We start from the raw sequence: 17,492 nt of genomic DNA on the forward strand, positions 1-17,492 counted from the left end.
GAGATCGCCGAGCAGGCCGCGTACTACGGCGACGGCTTCTTCCACAACAACATCTTCTGGCCCAAGGAACACACCAAGAAGCTGATCGACCTGTACCGGCGGCGGTACGCCCACTACGGGCACGGCACCCCCGAGCAGGCCATCGTCGGACTCGGCGGTCACGTCTACATGCGTCCGAACTCCCAGGACGCCGTCCGGGAGTTCCGCCCGTTCTTCGACCACTCACCGGTGATGGGAGGCGGGATGTCGATGGAGGAGTACATGGAGCAGACCCCGCTGACCGTCGGCACGCCCGAGCAGGTCATCGAGAAGACGCTCACCTTCCGTGAGCACTTCGGGGACTACCAGCGTCAGCTGTTCATGGTGGACGGCGGCGGAATACCGCTGGAGACCGCGCTGGAGCAGATCGAGATGCTCGGTGCGCAGGTCGTACCGGTGCTGCGGCAGGAGTTCGCGAAGCACCGGCCGGCCGACGTGCCCGACGCGCCCACCCACGCGTCCCTGCGCGCGGCCCGCGACGCGTAACGCGTGCGCACCACCGGCTCGGCGGCCTGAGGCCGAGGCACACGCAAGCCCCACGGCAGAGGAGAACGAGGAACGATGACCGACAACTTCAGCGGATACACGGCGGGCGACGGAGTGGCCCCCGACCGGTGGGCGAGCGCCCTGCACCTGTTCGACAACGGCGCCGGCGCGCCGCACGAGGAGACCACCACGGAGCGCTGGGAGCGCGCGCAGCTGCTCTTCGAGGCCAAGGACTACATCGGGGCCGCGCGACTGCTCGCCCTCGTCGTGGAGGAGGCTCCGGAACAGACCGGTCCCCGGCTGCTGCTGGCCCGTGCCTACTACCACTCCGCTCAGCTGCGGCGTGCCGAGGAACAGCTCCGCGCGATCATCGAGCGTGATCCGGTGGAGCACTACGCCCACCTGATGCTGGGCCGCACCTTGCAGCGCCAGGGGCGGCAGGACGAGGCCGAGCCCTTGCTGCGCATGGCCGCCGCGTGGTCGGGCGAGTTCCCGGAAGACGACTGAGGGAAGCGGCGCCAAGACCCGTCCCGTGGGTTCCGTCCGGGGTGTCCGGGGTCACAGCCCCGGACACCCCGGCGGCTTGCGGTCAGGCGGTCAGAGGCGGCACGTGCGAACACGGGGAGCCGCGTGAGGAGGCGGGGGTCCGCGGCGTCGCGGACATCGCAGTTCGGCCTGGGGCCGGACAGGGGGCCGAGCCCGTCCCCGTAGCGGGTGACCAGCCAGGCTTCCGGACCGCCCGCGATCACCGCACGCCGGGCCGGGCCGTCCTCGCGCGGCTCCCGGTGGAGCGGGAAGGGGTCCGCCAGGAAGGCCGGGTCGGAGCACGGCAGGAGCACCGGCTGCCGGCTCGTCGTGGCTCCCGGGCCGACCCCGGCCCATGCCGGCTCCGCGACCATGCCGCACGTCGGTGCACGGATGTGCACCGACGTGCGGCAGGCGACGGCGTGAAGCGGGGCGCCTCGGCTCGGGCGCGCGGCTCGGTCGCTCACCGGAGCCGCCACCCGTCGCCCCGCACCGCGCGGTGCTCGCGATCTCCAGGGCGGCCGGGTGCCGGTCAGCGCGGCTCGTGGCCGAGCAGGGCGGCCCGCAGCTCGCGCTCGGTGATCTGCTCGGCGGGGCGGTGGAGCACCCAGCGGTGGGGTTCGCCCTCCATGGGCAGCACCGCGACGACGGTCTCCCGCGGTGGGTGGCCGGCCTGGCCACAACTGAGCTGACGGATGATGACGGCGGTGTCGTCGTCCAGGCCGAGCAGGGCGCGTACGGCGTCGTTCAGTTCGCGCAGGCGCGGGCTCGGCCAGGCGATTCCTGGGCGTGGTTGCAGGTACATGGGGTGTCCCTCGGGCGGTTCAGCCGGGTGGTGTGCGGGTGGTGGCCCAGGCGCCCGTGCCGACGGGCGGCCGGGCGGCGCGGGGGCGTCCGGCCAGGGTCACCTGCCAGACGGCGAGGAGCAGCAGCGTGCCGGTCTCGGCGAGGAGGCTGAGGAGGGCCTGTGGCGCGGGTCGCAGGCCGTGCTCGGCGAATCCGAACACTCCGGCGGTGCGCGAAGCGGCGAAGCCGCCCAGGGCGCCGAGCGCGATGCCCGCCGCGGCGATCCTCAGCATCAGGGGCGGTGTTCCGATCAGCAACAGGACGGCGAGCGCGAGGGAGGCGCCGGCCTGGAGCAGGAACAGGGGGCCGATGACGGGGATGAAGCGGTAGCCGTCGACGTAGAGCTGGGCGTGGAGGTACCCGCCGGCGGCGAGGGTCGCGGCGGTCGCCGTCCGCAGGGCGGGGGCGAGGAGCCGTCGGGTGTTCATATGAGCCTCTGGTCCGTGATGGCCAGTTCGCGCTCGCCCCGGCGGTAGCCGACGGTACGGATACCGAGGGCCTCTTTGAGCTGCCGGGCGGGGACGACCTGCGGGGTGGGGGCGGGAGCGCGGCCCGGGTGGGGCAGGGGGTAGGCGGTGGTGGTGGCGGAGTGGAAGGTGATGTTGCCCTCCGTCTTGGTGAAGAGCTGGTGGACGTGCCCGTTGAGGCAGGTGACGGAGGAGAAGCGGCGCAGGAGGGCGATGACCTTCAGGGCGTCGTCCGTGCTCCAGCCCCACTTCGGGTACATGGCGAACAGCGGGATGTGGCTGAAGACCACGATGGGGGTGTCCGACGACAGTCCGGCGACGTCCTTGCGGACGAAGTCGATCTGGGCGTTGCCGAGGTGGCCGAGCTTCTCCAGGCTCAGGGTGTTGACCAGGGCGATGAAGTGCACGCCGTGGGTGTCGAAGCTGTACCAGCCGTCGCCGAGCGTGCCCGAGCCGAAGGCCCGCCGGTAGGCGCGGCCCGCGTCGCCGATGGAGTCGTGCTCGCCCGGCACGGTGAAGACGCGGTCGGTCCGCAGACCGGTCATCATCTGCTTGACCTGGTCGAACTGCCCGGCCGTGGACAGGTGGGTCAGGTCGCCGCTGTGCATCACGAAGTCGGGCCGGAAGCCGAGCGCGTTGACCTGGTGGATCGCCTCGGAGAACGAGCCGGCCACATCCGTGTTGGCCGGACCCTGGAACCCGATGTGGCTGTCGGAGACCTGTACGAACCGCAGCGCCCCGGTTTCCGCGGCGGCGGCCCCGGCGGCGCCCCGGGAGGTGCCTTCCCGGGCGTCGGCGATCTGGCTGATCACCTGTCCGCCGGCCACGGTGAGCACCACCGCGCCTCCGAACCAGGCGGTGTGGCGCATGAGTTGACGCCGGGTCATACCGTGCTCGGTGTCGGGCCGGCCGGTGTCGTCGGCCGGTGCTCCGTCGTGGCTGTTCCAGTGGGCGGTCATCGGGTCACCTCCACGGTGGCGGTCATGAACGGATGGATGGTGCAGAGGTAGGCGTAGGTGCCGGGCTTGGTGAACGTGTGCCGGTAGGTGGCGTGGGTGGCCAGGGCGGCCGAACGCAACGGGCCGCCCGATCCGGTGCTGGTGACGGTGTGGGCGTCGGTGTCCTGATTGGTCCACGTCACCGTCGTGCCCGCCTTGATCCTCAGCTTGGCCGGGGAGAACGCGAAGTTCTTGATCGCCACCGCGTTGCCGCTGACCGGCGCGGCCTGCGCGCCCTTGGCCGAGGGACTCATGGGCATGCTCATGCTCGGCATCGGTGAGGCGCCGGGAGTGGAGCCCGCCGCGCCCCCCGGCCCCGTGGCGCCGGACATCCCTGCCATCCGGTGCTGACCCGGGCCAGGTGTGAGGGCACCGGCTCCGGCCGCCGGGGAGTGCGACGACTGGCCGCATGCGCTGAGGAGCCCCAGAGCGCCGCCGGCGGTGACGATGACGACGGCCATCCCGGCCGCGGCGCGTGACCGGCGGCCCGGCGCGCGAAGGTTCAGGTACATGGTGTCCGTTCCTCGTTGATCGGGCGGAGGCGTGGACCGCGCCGGATCGGCGCGCGCACCCGCGCGAATGTGTGGTGGATGCCGTGTTCGTGGGCGCGTGCCCCTCACCGGCCGGCCGGCGGACGAACAGGGGCACCGCCCCGTGCACGCCGCTCGCCTCGACGTGTCCCGCGCCGCACCTGCGCCCCTGCGCACCGCGAAGGTGCGGGCGGGGGCAGGGCGGACGGCGCCGGGAGCGCTTCCGTCGCGTGGCATGTTCCGGCCACCTCTGCCCCCTCCTTCGCTATGCGGGGGACCGGTGAGGAATCGCGCCGGAGTCGGCTCTTGTCCGGCTTCACGGACGGCGGGGGCCCCACGGTTCGACACATGGGCACCTTTCCGGGACGAATCGGTATCGCCACAGGTCAGCCAGGGCTCCGGGCGTCACGCACGCCGGCCGCCGGCGGTGCCGCACGGTCCGGCAGGGTGCCTCGCCCACGGGGTCCGCCGCCCGCCACTTGCGCCTTTCCGTGCATTACAGGACAAAGGAGTGCATATGCGCGACGATCGACTCATGCCCTGGAACCAAAAACGTGGCCCGCGGACCCGTCCGGATCGCTCCGCAGACCGTGTCACTGGTGAAGGGACCCTTTCGACCGCGGACGAGGAACTGCTGCGCACTCTGTACGCCGAGCACGCGGGACCTCTGTTCCACTACGTACTGCGGCTGACCTCGGGAGACTGGCAATGGGCGGAGGACGTGGTGCAGGAGACACTGCTCCGGGCGTGGCAGCACCCCGCCGCGTTCGACCCCGCACGCGGCCCGGCCCGGGCGTGGCTGTGCACGGTCGCCCGGCACCTGGTCATCGACGCCCACCGGGCCCGGCGGGCGAGGCCGGCCGAGGCCGGCGGCGAGGCGCTGGAGCGGGCCGCCGAGCAGAACCCGGGCGAGGACGAGATCGATCAGGCACTACAGAGCTGGGCGGTCGCCGACGCCGTCCGGTCGCTGTCCCCGGACCACCGCGCCGTCCTGCTGGAGACCTACTACCAGGGCCGGACCATGGCGGAGGCGGCACGCGTGCTGGGCATCCCGCTGGGCACGGTGAAGTCGCGGACGTACTACGCCCTGCACGCGCTGCGGCTGGCGTTGCAGGAACGCGGGATCGAGCCATGACAGAGGCGTGCGGGAGGTGGCGACCGTGAGTGCGGAGCACGACGATCTCCGGCTGGCGCTCGGAGCGTACGTCCTGGGCACCCTGCCACCGGAGGAAGCGGAACTGGTGCGCGCCCACCTCGCGCACTGCGCGGAGTGCCAGGCGGAACACGCCCGGCTGGCGGGACTGCCCGCGCTGCTGGCGACGGTGTCCGTGGCGGAGGCTTCGGGACGTACGGTGCCGGCGGCCGACGGGAACCTGGCCGACCGGCTGGTGGCACGGGCGGGCGAAACCGTGCGCGGCCCTTCACCCGAAGAGCCCACGGCGCCCGCCGTGCCCGTGACACCGCCCACGCCGGAGAGAGGTGTGCTGGAGAGACTGCTCCAGCAGGCCGCGACCCGGCGCCGCAGAACCCGGCGCCTGCAACTGGCCGGCGCGGGCGCCTCGGTGGTGCTCGTCGCGGCAGCGGCCGGCGGCACGTGGCTGGCCGCCGTCGGCACCGTGGGCAGCGTGGCGACGCCGCCCGGGCCGAGCGCGCCCACGTTCACGCGCACCTTCTCCGGAAGCGACCCTGCCACCGGCGTCTCCGCCTCGGTGAAGGTCTCGCCCTCCGTCTGGGGCAGTGTCCTACAGGTCTCGGCCAGGGGGGCGCCCGCCGGGACCACCTGCCGGCTGCAAGCGGTCGGGCCCGGCGGAGTCAGGGCGGACGGCGCTACCTGGTGGGCCGGCAAGTACCCTGCCGGCAGCACGATCCCCGGGACGGTCGCCATGGCCCCCGAGGCCATCCAGCACTTCGAGATCATCGCGGACAACGGCCAGAAGCTGGTCACGATCCGGGCGTGACCCGGCGACGGCCGGACCCGGCGACGGCCGTCGGATGTGTGCACAGGGCGGGACGAGGGGCCGGGAGGGGTCCGGGCGGCCGACGGGAGGTGAGCCGCCCTACGACCGGTGGACCAGCCCGAGGGAGCGCGCCCAGGACGTCCGGCGTACGCCCTCCTCCCGGCACGCGCGGCGTCACCGTCGCCGGCCGGTCCCACCACGCGGCACGGCTACGGCGGCGGTGGGGCCGTCCGACCACGGCAGCTCACGGATCAGCGTGGCCACCTCGGCAGCCGGTACCGGCACCTCCGTGGCCGAGAGGCTGACCGGCGTGGCCCGGGCCGGTGCGCGGGCAGGGGCGTTGCTCCCCGGCTCCGCGGCGCGACGGTCCGCAGGGGCGTCTCCGCCCGGTTCAGTGACGCCGCGTACCCGCACCCCGCGTGAGCCCGGCCGGGCCGCCGCCCTGACGTGAGCCGCAAGAAGCCGAGCAAAAGGGGCCGAGCACCGAACCGTTCAGCATGCGCCACCCGTGAAACCAGATGAGCGCGCCATGCAGGACCAGCCCGCCGACAACCCGAAAGGTTGCCGCTGGTGGTCCCCCTTCCCGGTCTCCGCACACTCACAGAAGAGCCAGAAGACCATGTTCGTGACCGACTCCCCCCGCACCAGTGCACAGCCCGGCCGGCCCTGCCGCCACGAGGCGCTGCTCACCCTGCCCGCGCAGGAGGCGCACGTCTGCGCCGTCCGTCACTTCACGGCGGATCTGCTGGAAGCCTGGCAGGTACCCACGAGCGAGCGGGACTCCGCCGTTCTCATCGTCGACGAACTCGCCGCCAACGCCGCCCAGTACGGCCGCGAGCGCATGACCCTGCGGCTCGTCCTCCACGACGGCACGCTGCACATCGTGGTCACCGACTCCGGTGGGGCGGTGGAACGGCACCGCCCCGACCTCGCCTCCGACGAGCACGGCCGCGGCACCGGCATCGTCCAGTACCTCGCCCAGTCGACCGAGGCCCACCAGACAGGCAGTGGCCGCGAGGTCCGCGCCTGCCTGAGTGCTCGTCACGACCAGGAGGAGTGACCATGGACATCACGCCGGACAACGGCGAGGGCATCGACGTCCCGCCTCCGCACGAGGCGTACGCCAACGCACCGGGCCTGCGCCGCGAGCTGCACCAAGTGCTCGCACTCGACGCCGAACGCGACGGCCGCCGGACCGGGCCCGGCACCGGTTCCCCGGCCGATGCGACGGCCGCCGAACGCACCCGACTGCTGCGCCGGGCCGCCCTCATGGACCGACTGGCCTGCGCCGCCCCCGGTCCCGGCCCGATCGCGGCCGCCGCGGAAACCGCCGAACAACTCGTCCTGCACGAGCGCCGCCACCCCGACCTGGTGGCCGGTCCGCACCATCCCGACGCGATCACGTTCGCCCGCAGCCGCCGCCTCTACGTCCGCCAGGAGTACGCCGCCTGGACGGCTGCCGGGCACCCCGGAACCTGAACCGGCCGACCCGACCAGGAGCCGGCTCCGACCCGACCGGAAGAAGGAAACATGACCAGCGACGACCGCGACACCCGGCACGTCTCCGCGCCGGCCGGCCGACCCCCCTCACCTCGCCCGCCCCGCCCGACAGCCGTGCGGGAACGCGCCGACCGGCAACAGGAACGCTCACGCGGTACGGGCGCCGACACGTTCGAAAGGGCGGTGTGACGATGTTCCGCAACGCGCTGGAGCCCTGGCACCTGCTGATCCTGGTCGCCGTGGTGATCATGATCTTCGGCTCGAAGAAACTGCCCGACACCGCCCGGGCGCTGGGCAGGTCCATGCGGATCCTCAAGAGCGAGACCAGGGCGATGAAGGACGACGGCGCCTTGGACGAGGCACGCCCCGAGGCGGCGCCCGCACCGGGGCCGCGGACGGCCCCGGACGCTCCCACGGACGCCGCCACCACCCGCACCACGCTCACGGACGGCACGTCCGGCGACCGGGACTGAGCGGGTCCGCCGCACGAGACGAGGACATGGCATGGCCCAGTCGGTCCGCAACAAGGAGAAGGACCCCGAGGGGCGGATGCCGCTCGCGGAGCACCTTCGTGAACTCCGCAACCGGCTCGCCAAGGCCGTCCTCGCCATCCTGGTCGTCACGGTCGTCGCGGCCTTCTCCTACAAGAGGATCATCAACTTCCTCACCAGGCCGGTCCTGGCATCGGTCGGCTGCCCGACCTCCTTCGCGGATCTGGCCGGGCGGCCCACGAACACCGCCTGCGCGCACATCACGATCAACGGTCTGCTCGCGCCCTTCACCCTGGCGCTGAAGGTCTCGCTGGTGGCCGGCGTGGTGCTGTCCTCTCCCGTCTGGCTGTACCAACTGTGGGCGTTCGTCGCCCCCGGCCTGCACGAACGCGAGCGGAAACACGCCTACGCGTTCGTCGGCGCGGGCGTCCCGCTGTTCCTCGGCGGCGCCTTCTTCTCCTACAAGGTGCTGCCCAGGACCGCGAGGGTGTTGATCGGCCTCACACCGCACGGGGTGAACAACCTGCTGCCGCTGGACGACCTCCTCGACCTCGTCACCCGCATGGTGGTCGTCTTCGGTCTCGCCTTCGAGATGCCGCTGCTGCTGGTGATGCTGAACCTCACCGGAGTGCTGTCCGGCCGGCGGATGCTCGGCCGGTGGCGCGCCATGGTCGTGGGCATCACGGTCTTCTCGGCTGTGGCGACGCCGAGCACGGACCCGCTGACCATGCTGGCACTGGCCGCGCCGATCTGGGCGCTCTACTTCGCCGCCGTCGCCTTCTCACTCCTCGGTGACCGGCGCAAGGCGCTGCGAGAGCATCCGATCTAGCTGTCCTCCCGGAGCGGGTCGCGATGCCCCGCCACCGTTCCCAGCGGTGGACGCAGCGCTCCGGCCTGTGCGGTCGGTCCGCCGCGGGACCGGCCGATGGCGTGGCCGCCGGGTTCGCCGGCCGGGACCCCCTTTCACGGGCCCCGGCCGCGTGCCCGGTGAGCGCGCACGACCGCGCAGTCCACCACGTGGACGCGATGACGATCAGGTGACCTGAACGAAACGGCCTAGCCGCGCCAAGGTCCGGTCACCGCGAACGTGGTGCCGGGCGTGTAGCAGTTGACGTACATCGTCTCGCCGTCGGCGGAGAAGGTGACTCCCGCGAACTCGCCCCACTCCGGCTCCTGCGCCGTACCGCCCGCCGTGAGGACCTGGCGGCCCCGGGCCATCGGGTACACCTCGCCCTTGCGGGTCACGCCGAAGACGTGCTGGGCCCCGTTGCCGTCCTCGCACACCATCAGGCCGCCGCCGGGGGCGAGGCAGATGTTGTCCGGGGACTCGCCGGGGAGCCGCACATCGGTGTCCGGGCCGAACACGACGACCAGGGTCAGCCGGCGGTGCGCCGGGTCGTAGCGCCAGATCTGGCCGTAGTGGTCGGCCGCGGAGCCCTCCGCGCTGCGGGCGAAGGACGACACGAAGTACACACAGCTGCCGCCCCAGTAGCAGCCCTCCAGCTTCTGCGCGTGGGTGATGCCGCCGGGTCCGTAGTCCTGCAAGCGGGTGGGAGTGGAGGCGGCCAGCGGGTCGGGTACGTCCACCCACTCGATGCCGTCGAAGCGCGTTCCCGGCTCCTGGACCGGGGACAGGTCCGGTACGCCGGGCACCCGCATCGCCTGGAGCCGGCCGCCCGCACGCAGTGAACCGACGCCGCCGAGCGGCTTGTCCGGCAGGAAGCGGTAGAAGAGGCCGAACGGCTTCAGGAAGGCGTCCTCGGTCTCGTAGACGATGCCGGAGCGCGGGTCGATCGCGACCGCCTCGTGCTGGAAGCGGCCCATCGCGGTGAGCGGGACGGCGCCGGTGCGGTGCGGGTCGGTGGGGTGGACCTCGAAGATGAAGCCGTGGTCCTTGGTGTAGCCGTTGGTGCCCGCCTTGTCCTCGGTCTCCTCGCAGGTCAGCCAGGTGTCCCAGGGGGTACGGCCGCCCGCGCAGTTGACGGCCGTACCGGCGATGGCGACCCGCTCGGACAGCACGTGCTGGTGCGCGTCGAGCGTGAGCGCCGTACAGCCGCCCTTGCCGGCCGGGTCGTAGGTGAGGCCGCTGACGGTCGGGACCGGGATCGGCGCGGTGACGCGGTTCTCGTGGTTGCGGACGAGGTGGGTACGGCCCCCTCGGCCGGCGAAGGCGGCCATGCCGTCGTGGTTCGAGGGGACTCTGCCCTCTCCGGAGCGGAGCTGGTCGCCCTCGCGGGAGAGCACGGTGTAGCGGAAACCTTTCGGCAGGTCGAGCAGGCCGTGCGGATCGGAGACGAGCGGGCCGTAGCCGGTGTGGCCCAGGTTCTGCGCGGCGGCGGTGCCCGCGAAGAGCTCGGACAGGGCCCCGGTGAAGGCGATGCCCGCTCCCAGGGCGCTCGCTTTGGCCAGGACCTGACGGCGTGTTGCAGACATGCGGCAGCAACCTTCCTGTTGGCGGACAGGAACTGTGATCCCGCTGTGTCTACCACCTGCCGCGGGCCGCGGGAACCAGGCGTGTACCACGTGTCACGCCACGTGACGTATGCCAGACGGGCGTCCGTATTAACATGTTCAAGCGGAGTCGGGGGAAAGGGCGGACATGTCCGGACAGGAGGTCGCGTTCGGGCCGTTGCTGCGCTCGATGCGACGGGCGAAGTCGCTGACCATCGAGGCCCTGGCGGAGGCCTCCGGGGTCAGCGAGCGGGGCATCGGCGACCTGGAACGCGGACGGCGGGCCGCACCGCAACGGCGGACGGTGGCCGCGCTCGCGGACGGCCTCGGCCTGGACGACGCCGACCGGGAACGGCTGCTCGCCGCCGCCCGCGCCGGACGCGCCCCGGGATACAGCCCCGTCGGCGTCCGCTCCTTCCCGCGGGGCATCGACGACTTCGTCGGCCGCGCGGACGAACTGTCCGGGCTGGACGCGCTGGCCGCGCCCCGGGAGGTCCGCGCCGCCGGGGAGGTCCGCGGTGTCCCGGACGACCAGCCCGTCGTGGTCGTCATCCACGGACCGCCCGGCACCGGAAAGACCACCCTCGCGCTGCGCGCCGCCCGCCGACTCGCGGGCCGCTTCCCGGACGGCGAGCTCATGGTCGACCTCAGGGGGACCGACGACAGCCCGCCCGCCCCTTCCGAGCTGATGGTCCGGGTGCTCAAGGCCTTCGGCGTGCCCGACCGCGACCTGGCCAAGGCGGGACCGCAGGCCCACCCCGTCCTCTACCGGCAGGTCCTCGCCGACCGCCGCTGTCTGCTGGTGCTGGACAACGCCCGTGACGAGGCGCAGGTACGCCCGCTGCTGCCGGGCTCGGGCGGGACCCTCGTCCTGGTGACCAGCCGCCGCATGCTCACCGGACTGGACGACGTGCACCGGCTGCCCCTCGGCCGGCTCGAACCCGCCGAGTCGGCCGCCTTCCTGACCTCCCTCGTCGGCGAGGCGCGCGCGACGGCCGAACCCGAGGCCCTGGAGGAGGTCGCCCGGCTCTGCGAGCACCTGCCGCTGGCCCTGCGGATCGCGGGCAACTGGCTGGCGACCCGCACGGGATGGACCGTGCGACGGCTCGCGGACCGGCTGGCGAGCGAGGAACGGCGGCTGGACGCGCTGTCCGCCGGGGACGTACGCGTCGCGACCGCCTTCGACCTGTCCTACCGGCAGCTCACGCCCACGGCCGCCCGCCTGTTCCGGCGCCTGTCCCTGGTCCCCGGCCCGGACGTGGGCGCCGCCTGCGCCGCCCGGCTCACCGGCCAGGACGTCCACGACACCGAGGACACCCTGGAGGAACTGGTCGAGGCCGGCCTGCTCGGCGGCGTCGAGGACCGCTACCGGCTCCACGACCTGCTGTGCCTGTACGGCCGTGGCCGTCTCGTCGCGGAGGACGGCGAGGCCGACATCGAGCGGGCCCGCCGGTCGATGTTCCGCTGGCTGCTGGAGACGGCCGTCGTGGCGGGGCGGTGGTACGAACCCGGCCACGGAGCCCCACCCGCTTCCTGGCGCGGCACGGTGGACCTCTCCAGCGCCGACAAGGCCCGCGAGTGGCTCCAGGCCGAGGCCGCCAACTGGCTGGCGGCCCTGCACGCCGCCGCGGCGGACGGCGAGCACGCCACCGTGGTCGAGGTGGCCGAGTCCCTGCACTGGTTCTCCGACCAGTGGATGTTCTGGGGGCACTGGCCGGAGGTCTTCGGCACCGCTGTCCGCTCCGCCGAGGCGCTCGGCGACCCCCTGCTCGAAGCGACCCAGCTCAACTACTACGCCTGGGCGCTGATGATCTGCGAGGGCCGGCCCCGGGACAGCCTCCCGTACGCCGCCCGTGCGCTCGCCGCGGCCCGGCGGGCCGGTGACGCCGGGCAGCAGGGGTGGGCGCACGCGTACGCCTCCTGGGCCCACCGTGCGCTGGGCGAGGACGGCCCGGCCGCCGAGCACAGCGACCACGCCATCGCGCTGTTCGAGGCCGCCGGCGACCTGTACGGCCTTCTCCAGGCCCTGATCTCGCGCGCCCTGCACCTGAGGGGCGTGGGCCGCGACGAGGAGGCGATCGAGACCTACCAGCGGGTCCTGACCCGACTGGACGAGGCCGGCGACCGCCTCGAACCGCACATCGCCGCCTTCACCCGGGTCAACGCGCTGGCGGGCCTCGGAGGCTGCTACGGCCACCTGGGCCGCTGGGAGGAAGCGGTGGAGTACCTGCGGGCATCGGTCGAGCTGTCCCGGACGGACGGCAACATCGCCCTGGAGAGCCGCTACCTCCTCTCGCTCGGTGACATCCTCCTCCAGGCCGGCCGTCCCGCCGAGGCCCGTGAGGCGTTCACGCGGTGCGTCGCCCTCGGCAGCGACGCGGACCCGCGACGGGTCGCCGAGGCCCGCTCCCGGCTCGCCCGCGTGGACGGCGACCGGCACCGCCCGCCTCCTGGCGTGGGCGTCAGGTGAGGGTCGGACCCGCCGGCTGCTCGTCCTCGCCCCGCTCCAGGTGCAGGGTGCGCCATTCCCGGGGGGAGAGCCCGTACGCGGCGCGGAACGCCCGGCTGAAGTGGGCGGGATTGACGAATCCCCAGCGCCGGGCCACCGCTGAGACGGTGGGTGTCACCCGTCCGCGACGGGCGAGTTCACGCCCGCACGCCTCCAGTCGCCGCTGCTGGATGAAACGGCTGACGGTCATGTCCTCGCCCTCGAAGAGCCGGTGCAGATAGCGGACGGATATGTGGTGCGCCCGGGCGATGGATTCCGGTGAGAGGGAGGGGTCGGCGAGCTTGCGGTCGATGTGGGCCCGGACGCTCACCACGAGATGGTCGCGGTCGTCGTCCGGGTCCCGCAGGGCGTGATCGGTGATCAGGGTGGCGAACAGGTCGACGACATGGCCGGCCAGCCGGTGCCCGATGGCCGCCGGGTAGGAGGGGGCCGCGTCGGCCAGCGTGGCAAGGAAGGGCCGCAGCACAGCGCCCAGGCCGTGTGCCGTGTCGATGGCGGTGCCCGTGACCCGCTTGATGTCACTGTCCGCGACGCTCAGCACATGCCGCGGCAGCTGGAAGACATGGGTGGCGAACCGCTCCGGATAGGTGAAGGAGAACGGCCGCGCGGTGTCGTAGAACACCAGGTCGCCCCCGCCCATCTCGGCCCGCCGGCCGTCCTGGATGAAGGTGGCGCTGCCCGACACCATCAGGCCGACCGCCACGAGGGCCTCGGGTGAACGCTCGATCAGGGCCGGCGTGCGGCTGACCCGCCCGGCGTCGGCCTCCATGCGCGAGACCCGCAGGTAACCCAGGGAGTCGCTGGTGATCCTGCCGTCGAACCGCCGGCCGTCGCGGGGGGCCACGGTGACCGGCACGAGTGCCCTGCTGACCGCGTCGTTCCAGTACGCGACCTTCTCCTGGTCCGGCACCGTGTCGGTCGTCAGCACCAGGCTCAACTGGCTCTCCCTTGGCATGCGTGGCACCGGGGCGCCGTACTGGTTCTGTTCCCCGGCCAGCCAAGCAGTGGGAGCCGGGGAGCACCAGGAAGGAAGCAGGCAGAAATTGATCAAGCGAAGTGCCGCCACAGCGCGGCGACCGCCGGTGACGCCTCGCCCGGAGGGCGCACCAGCATGATCTTCCAGCTGGGTGCGTGGTGCCGGAAACCATACGCGGTCAGGTCGGGGAAGCGGTCGGCGATCGACCTGGGCAGGATGCAGATCCCCAGGTCGTTGCGGACCAGCTCGGCCGCCGCCACGATGTCGTTCACCTCGAACGTCGTGCTGCGGTCGACGCCCGCGGCCCGGAAGGCGCGGTCCACCGAGTGACGGATCGCCCAGCCCGGGCTGAAGTCCACCAGCGGCAGCCGGGCGGCATCGGCGAGTTCCACCTCGCCCCGGGGCGTCGTGGCCCCCACGACCCGGCGCGGCGACGCGACCAGCACCATCTCCTCCTCGGACAGCAGCCGGGTGGTCAGCCCGCGCTGCTGCTGGCGGTCCAGCGCCACCACGGCCAGGTCGACCGTGCCCTCCCGCAGCGCCTGCCGGATGTCGGCGACCGCCGCCTGCCGCAGCTGCACGCCGAGCCCCGGGTGCTCCGCCCGCAGCGCGGCCAGGGCGTGGTGCAGCCCGGCCCAGACCCCCTGCATGGTGCCCACGGTGATCCGGCCGCGCAGTTGCCCCCGCACCGCGTCGACCGCCTCCCGGGCGGCTTCCGCGGCCCGCAGGGCGGCGCGCGCCGCCGGCACGAACGCCTCACCCGCCGGCGTCAGCGCGACACGGTGCGTGGTGCGGTCGAAGAGCGCCGTGCCCAGCTCGCGTTCGAGTGCGCGGACCGTGCCCGACACCGCCGACTGGACCACGTGCAGCTGTCGCGCCGCCGCCGTGAAGCCGCCCGCGTCGGCCACCGCGACGGCGACCTCCATCTGCCGCAGATCCATCGTGTGCTCCTTCGGGCTGGTGCGGGGGTGGTCGCCGGCGGGTGGGACCCGTGCCGCATCGTAGGGGTGCGCCTGACGGCGGATGTCCGTCAGGCGCCTGTGCGGGGTGTGTCGGCCGGCCTTGCCCGGCGTCTCAGTCGCGGGTTTCCGCGGCCGGGGTCCGCCGCGCGGCCCGGGGCCGCTCGAAGGCCCAGTAGACGAGCGCGGCCAGCGGGAGCGCGGCGCCCAGGACGGTGAGGCCGGCCCAGCCTCCGGCGTGGTACACCGTGGACCCGAGCTGCGAGCCGGCGGCGCCGCCGACGAAGAACATGGCGATGAAGGCGCTGTTCAGACGGGCCCGGGCGCCGGGGTCGAGCGCGTAGATGGTGTGCTGTCCGAGGATGAGCGTCGCCTGTACGGCCATGTCGATCAGGATCGCGGCCAGGGCTATCAGCACGATGCTGTGTCCGCCCAGACCCGCGAGCAGGAAGGCCAGCGCGGCGACCACGAACGCGGCACCGGTCATGGGACGCGTGAGCCCCCGGTCGGCCCAGTGGCCGGCGAACGGGGCCACCGCCGCGCCCGCCGCGCCCACGAGCGCGAAGATGCCGACGCCGACCGGCGAGTAGTGGAAGCGGGGGCCGGTCAGGACGAAGGAGACCGTGGTCCAGAACGCGCTGAACGCACCGAACATCGCCGCCTGGTACAGCCCGCGGCGCAGCAGCGCGGGATGGGTGCGCACCAGCCGGACCGTGGAGCGCAGCACGTGGTGGTACGGGACGGAGGTGGTGGGGGCGTGATCGGGGAGAGCGACGCGCAGTGCCACCGTGAGGACGGCCATCAGGGCGGCGGAGCCGAGGAAGACCACCCGCCAGCCGGCGACGTCGGAGACCAGACTGCTCAGGGTCCGGGAGAGCAGGATGCCGGTGAGCAGACCGCTCATGACCCGGCCGACGACCCGGCCCCTGGCGTGGTCCGGGGCGAGGCTGGCCGCGAAGGGCACCAGGATCTGGGCCACGACCGAGGTGGCACCGCTGATCAGCGCGGCGATCAGCAGCACGGGGAAGTTCGGGGCCAGTCCCGCCACCACGAGGGCCGCCGTCGTGACGATCAGCAGGACGGAGACCAGATTGCGCTTCTCCAGCCGGTCGCCGAGCGGCACCAGGAAGATCATGCCGAGGACGTAGCCGATCTGGGTCAGGGTGATCAGCGTGCCGGCGGTGGCCTCGCTGATCCCGAACACACCGCTCAACGACGACAGCAGCGGCTGCGCGTAGTAGAGGTTGGCGACGGTCATCCCGGACGCGACGGCCAGGAGCGCGACCAGCCAGCCGGGCACGCCCTGCACCTCCCGGGCGGCGTGGGTCCTACGGCGGAGATCAAGTGGTGTGGACATGGGCACCTTCTTTCGTCATGCAGCACAACGACCTGACCGCCGGCCGCCTTCCTCACCTGGCGCGATCGTTCGGGATGTCAGTCATCTCGCATGGAGATGAGCATGCGAGCACCGGGCGTCGACCCTAGAGGCGGGCGGACGGTGCTTCTTGCCAGGTGACGCACGCGACGATGCCTCACCGCGCACGGCTCATGCCCCTGCCCGCACGGAACACCGGACGGCCGCCTGCGCGCTGCCCAGCCGCTCCAGGCTGGCATCCGTGGACTCCTCACCGGACGTCCACCGCCGGCCCGTCCCGGCGCGGAACCACCGTTTCAACCAGGGGACCCCATGAATCCGATGCCCCCGCCCACCGGAACCGGCAGCGCCGCCGGCCGACCCCCGTACCCGGACCTGACCCTGGCGAGCGCCCCGGTGCCCGCGCCGATGCGGGCCCTCCTGCCCGCCCACGTCCGTGCCACCGCCCGCTTCACCGCACCGGCACAGGTCCGCATGCTCGGCCTCCTCCAGGTCAGCACCTACCGCGGACCGGCACGGTCCTTCGTCCGCTCCGCCGAGGACACCACCGAGCCGCATCTGACGCTGGGCGTCCACTCCTCCGGCAGGGCGACCCTGGTCCGGGAGGACGGCACCGCGGCCTGCCGTCCGGACGACATCTTCGTCTGCGACCAGGCGGTGCCCTTCCTGCTGCACGAGTCGGTGGACTTCGAACTGCACCTCGTCCGGATCCCACGGGTCGCGCTCACCCTGACCGACCGCCAGGTGCGGGCGCTCAGCGCCCGGGCACCCTTCGCCGACGGCCCCGTGGCGCCCCTGCTCGGCCCCCTCCTGCGGGGGTTGCTCGACACCCTGCCCGCGTACTCGCCGGCGACGGCCCTCCGCCTGGCCACGACCGTCACGGGGTTCGTCGGTTCGCTCGTGGCGGAGGGCCCGGGGCACTCGCAGGACGTGGAGGACACCGTGGACGTGGCGAGGACGGAGGGCGCGGCGGGCGCCGGACCCGCGTCCGGACCGGTGCAGGAGCAGCAGGACCTCCTGTGGCGCGTGCGTGCCTACGTCGACGCGCGGCTGTGGGACCGCACCCTGACCCCCGCCACGATCGCCGCGGCCCAGCACATCTCGGTCCGCTATCTGCACAAGCTCTTCGAGGGCCAGGGCAGCACGATCGGCCGGTGGATCCAGCACCGCCGCCTGGAGGAGGCACGGCGCGAGCTGGCCCGGCCCGAGGCGTGGGACGTCACGGTGGGGGCGGTGGCCAAACGGTGGGGCTTCGCCAACGCCACCCACTTCAGCCGCAGTTTCCGCGCGGCCTACGGCATGTCACCCCGCGAGTGGCGCAACCGTATCCGGCCGTCCGAGGACCCCACGGGCGCGGACGGCTGACGGCGGAAACTGTGCAC

General features: G+C 73.0%; 18 protein-coding genes. 10 read left to right on the plus strand and 8 right to left on the minus strand.

What is annotated here, in order from left to right; translation table 11 throughout:
• Positions 1-525: LLM class flavin-dependent oxidoreductase (locus IE294_RS15135; RefSeq protein WP_189886196.1), on the plus strand; the 525-nt coding region annotated here is incomplete at its 5' end.
• A gap of 75 nt (positions 526-600) precedes the next feature.
• Positions 601-1,032, plus strand: coding sequence for a tetratricopeptide repeat protein (locus IE294_RS15140; RefSeq protein ID WP_189886198.1), 432 nt, complete (start codon positions 601-603; stop codon positions 1,030-1,032).
• A gap of 550 nt (positions 1,033-1,582) precedes the next feature.
• Here IE294_RS15140 and IE294_RS15145 read toward each other — a convergent pair.
• Genes IE294_RS15145 through IE294_RS15160 form a run of 4 tightly spaced genes read right to left on the minus strand, consistent with a single transcriptional unit; the run spans position 1,583 to position 3,615 of the window.
• A complete protein-coding gene (locus tag IE294_RS15145) occupies positions 1,583-1,855 on the minus strand; it encodes a hypothetical protein (protein WP_189886200.1) in 273 nt (90 codons plus the stop codon).
• A 19-nt stretch (positions 1,856-1,874) separates the two neighbouring features.
• The gene (locus IE294_RS15150; protein ID WP_189886202.1) at positions 1,875-2,324 is read right to left on the minus strand and encodes a hypothetical protein; all 450 of its coding nucleotides are present in this window, start codon (positions 2,322-2,324) and stop codon (positions 1,875-1,877) included.
• Positions 2,321-3,322 carry a metallophosphoesterase family protein gene (locus tag IE294_RS15155; protein ID WP_229917170.1) on the minus strand — a complete coding sequence of 334 codons (1,002 nt, stop codon included), beginning with the start codon at positions 3,320-3,322 and terminating at the stop codon, positions 2,321-2,323. Before IE294_RS15155 ends, IE294_RS15150 begins: the two co-directional genes overlap by 4 nt.
• The gene (locus IE294_RS15160) at positions 3,319-3,615 is read right to left on the minus strand and encodes a cupredoxin domain-containing protein (RefSeq protein ID WP_189886204.1); all 297 of its coding nucleotides are present in this window, start codon (positions 3,613-3,615) and stop codon (positions 3,319-3,321) included. The genes IE294_RS15155 and IE294_RS15160 overlap by 4 nt, the downstream gene beginning before the upstream one ends.
• A gap of 793 nt (positions 3,616-4,408) precedes the next feature.
• Here IE294_RS15160 and IE294_RS15165 point away from each other — a divergent pair.
• From IE294_RS15165 to tatC, 6 genes are all read left to right on the plus strand, one after another.
• Positions 4,409-5,026 (plus strand): sigma-70 family RNA polymerase sigma factor, encoded by a 618-nt coding sequence (locus IE294_RS15165; protein ID WP_306433448.1) that lies wholly within the window; start codon positions 4,409-4,411, stop codon positions 5,024-5,026.
• A gap of 25 nt (positions 5,027-5,051) precedes the next feature.
• A complete protein-coding gene (locus IE294_RS15170; protein WP_189886206.1) occupies positions 5,052-5,849 on the plus strand; it encodes an anti-sigma factor family protein in 798 nt (265 codons plus the stop codon).
• Between the two features lie 529 nt (positions 5,850-6,378).
• A complete protein-coding gene (locus IE294_RS15175; protein WP_189886208.1) occupies positions 6,379-6,909 on the plus strand; it encodes an ATP-binding protein in 531 nt (176 codons plus the stop codon).
• A gap of 2 nt (positions 6,910-6,911) precedes the next feature.
• Positions 6,912-7,328 carry a hypothetical protein gene (locus IE294_RS15180; protein WP_189886210.1) on the plus strand — a complete coding sequence of 139 codons (417 nt, stop codon included), beginning with the start codon at positions 6,912-6,914 and terminating at the stop codon, positions 7,326-7,328.
• Positions 7,329-7,540: 212 nt separating this feature from the next.
• Positions 7,541-7,822, plus strand: a complete 282-nt coding sequence (gene tatA / locus IE294_RS15185; RefSeq protein ID WP_189886212.1) for a Sec-independent protein translocase subunit TatA — start codon at positions 7,541-7,543, stop codon at positions 7,820-7,822.
• A gap of 31 nt (positions 7,823-7,853) precedes the next feature.
• Positions 7,854-8,669: a twin-arginine translocase subunit TatC gene (tatC, locus tag IE294_RS15190; protein WP_189886214.1), complete on the plus strand. Its 816-nt coding sequence runs from the start codon at positions 7,854-7,856 to the stop codon at positions 8,667-8,669.
• 227 nt (positions 8,670-8,896) lie between these two features.
• On the opposite strand, the gene IE294_RS15195 is transcribed toward tatC, so the two are convergent.
• The gene (locus tag IE294_RS15195) at positions 8,897-10,273 is read right to left on the minus strand and encodes an alkaline phosphatase PhoX (RefSeq protein WP_189886216.1); all 1,377 of its coding nucleotides are present in this window, start codon (positions 10,271-10,273) and stop codon (positions 8,897-8,899) included.
• A gap of 166 nt (positions 10,274-10,439) precedes the next feature.
• Between IE294_RS15195 and IE294_RS15200 the strand changes: the two genes are divergently transcribed.
• The gene (locus IE294_RS15200; protein ID WP_189886219.1) at positions 10,440-12,761 is read left to right on the plus strand and encodes an ATP-binding protein; all 2,322 of its coding nucleotides are present in this window, start codon (positions 10,440-10,442) and stop codon (positions 12,759-12,761) included.
• Here IE294_RS15200 and IE294_RS15205 read toward each other — a convergent pair.
• From IE294_RS15205 to IE294_RS15215, 3 genes are all read right to left on the minus strand, one after another.
• A complete protein-coding gene (locus tag IE294_RS15205) occupies positions 12,754-13,737 on the minus strand; it encodes an AraC-like ligand-binding domain-containing protein (protein WP_189886222.1) in 984 nt (327 codons plus the stop codon). The genes IE294_RS15200 and IE294_RS15205 overlap by 8 nt on opposite strands.
• A gap of 110 nt (positions 13,738-13,847) precedes the next feature.
• Positions 13,848-14,717 carry a LysR family transcriptional regulator gene (locus IE294_RS15210; RefSeq protein WP_189886224.1) on the minus strand — a complete coding sequence of 290 codons (870 nt, stop codon included), beginning with the start codon at positions 14,715-14,717 and terminating at the stop codon, positions 13,848-13,850.
• Between the two features lie 133 nt (positions 14,718-14,850).
• Positions 14,851-16,092, minus strand: a complete 1,242-nt coding sequence (locus tag IE294_RS15215; protein WP_189886226.1) for an MFS transporter — start codon at positions 16,090-16,092, stop codon at positions 14,851-14,853.
• Between the two features lie 330 nt (positions 16,093-16,422).
• On the opposite strand from IE294_RS15215, the gene IE294_RS15220 reads away from it, so the two are divergent.
• Positions 16,423-17,475, plus strand: coding sequence for an AraC family transcriptional regulator (locus IE294_RS15220; RefSeq protein WP_189886228.1), 1,053 nt, complete (start codon positions 16,423-16,425; stop codon positions 17,473-17,475).
• Positions 17,476-17,492 lie beyond the last annotated feature (17 nt).

The organism is Streptomyces canarius, from assembly GCF_014650735.1.
Taxonomy (GTDB): Bacteria; Actinomycetota; Actinomycetes; order Streptomycetales; family Streptomycetaceae; genus Streptomyces; species Streptomyces olivaceoviridis.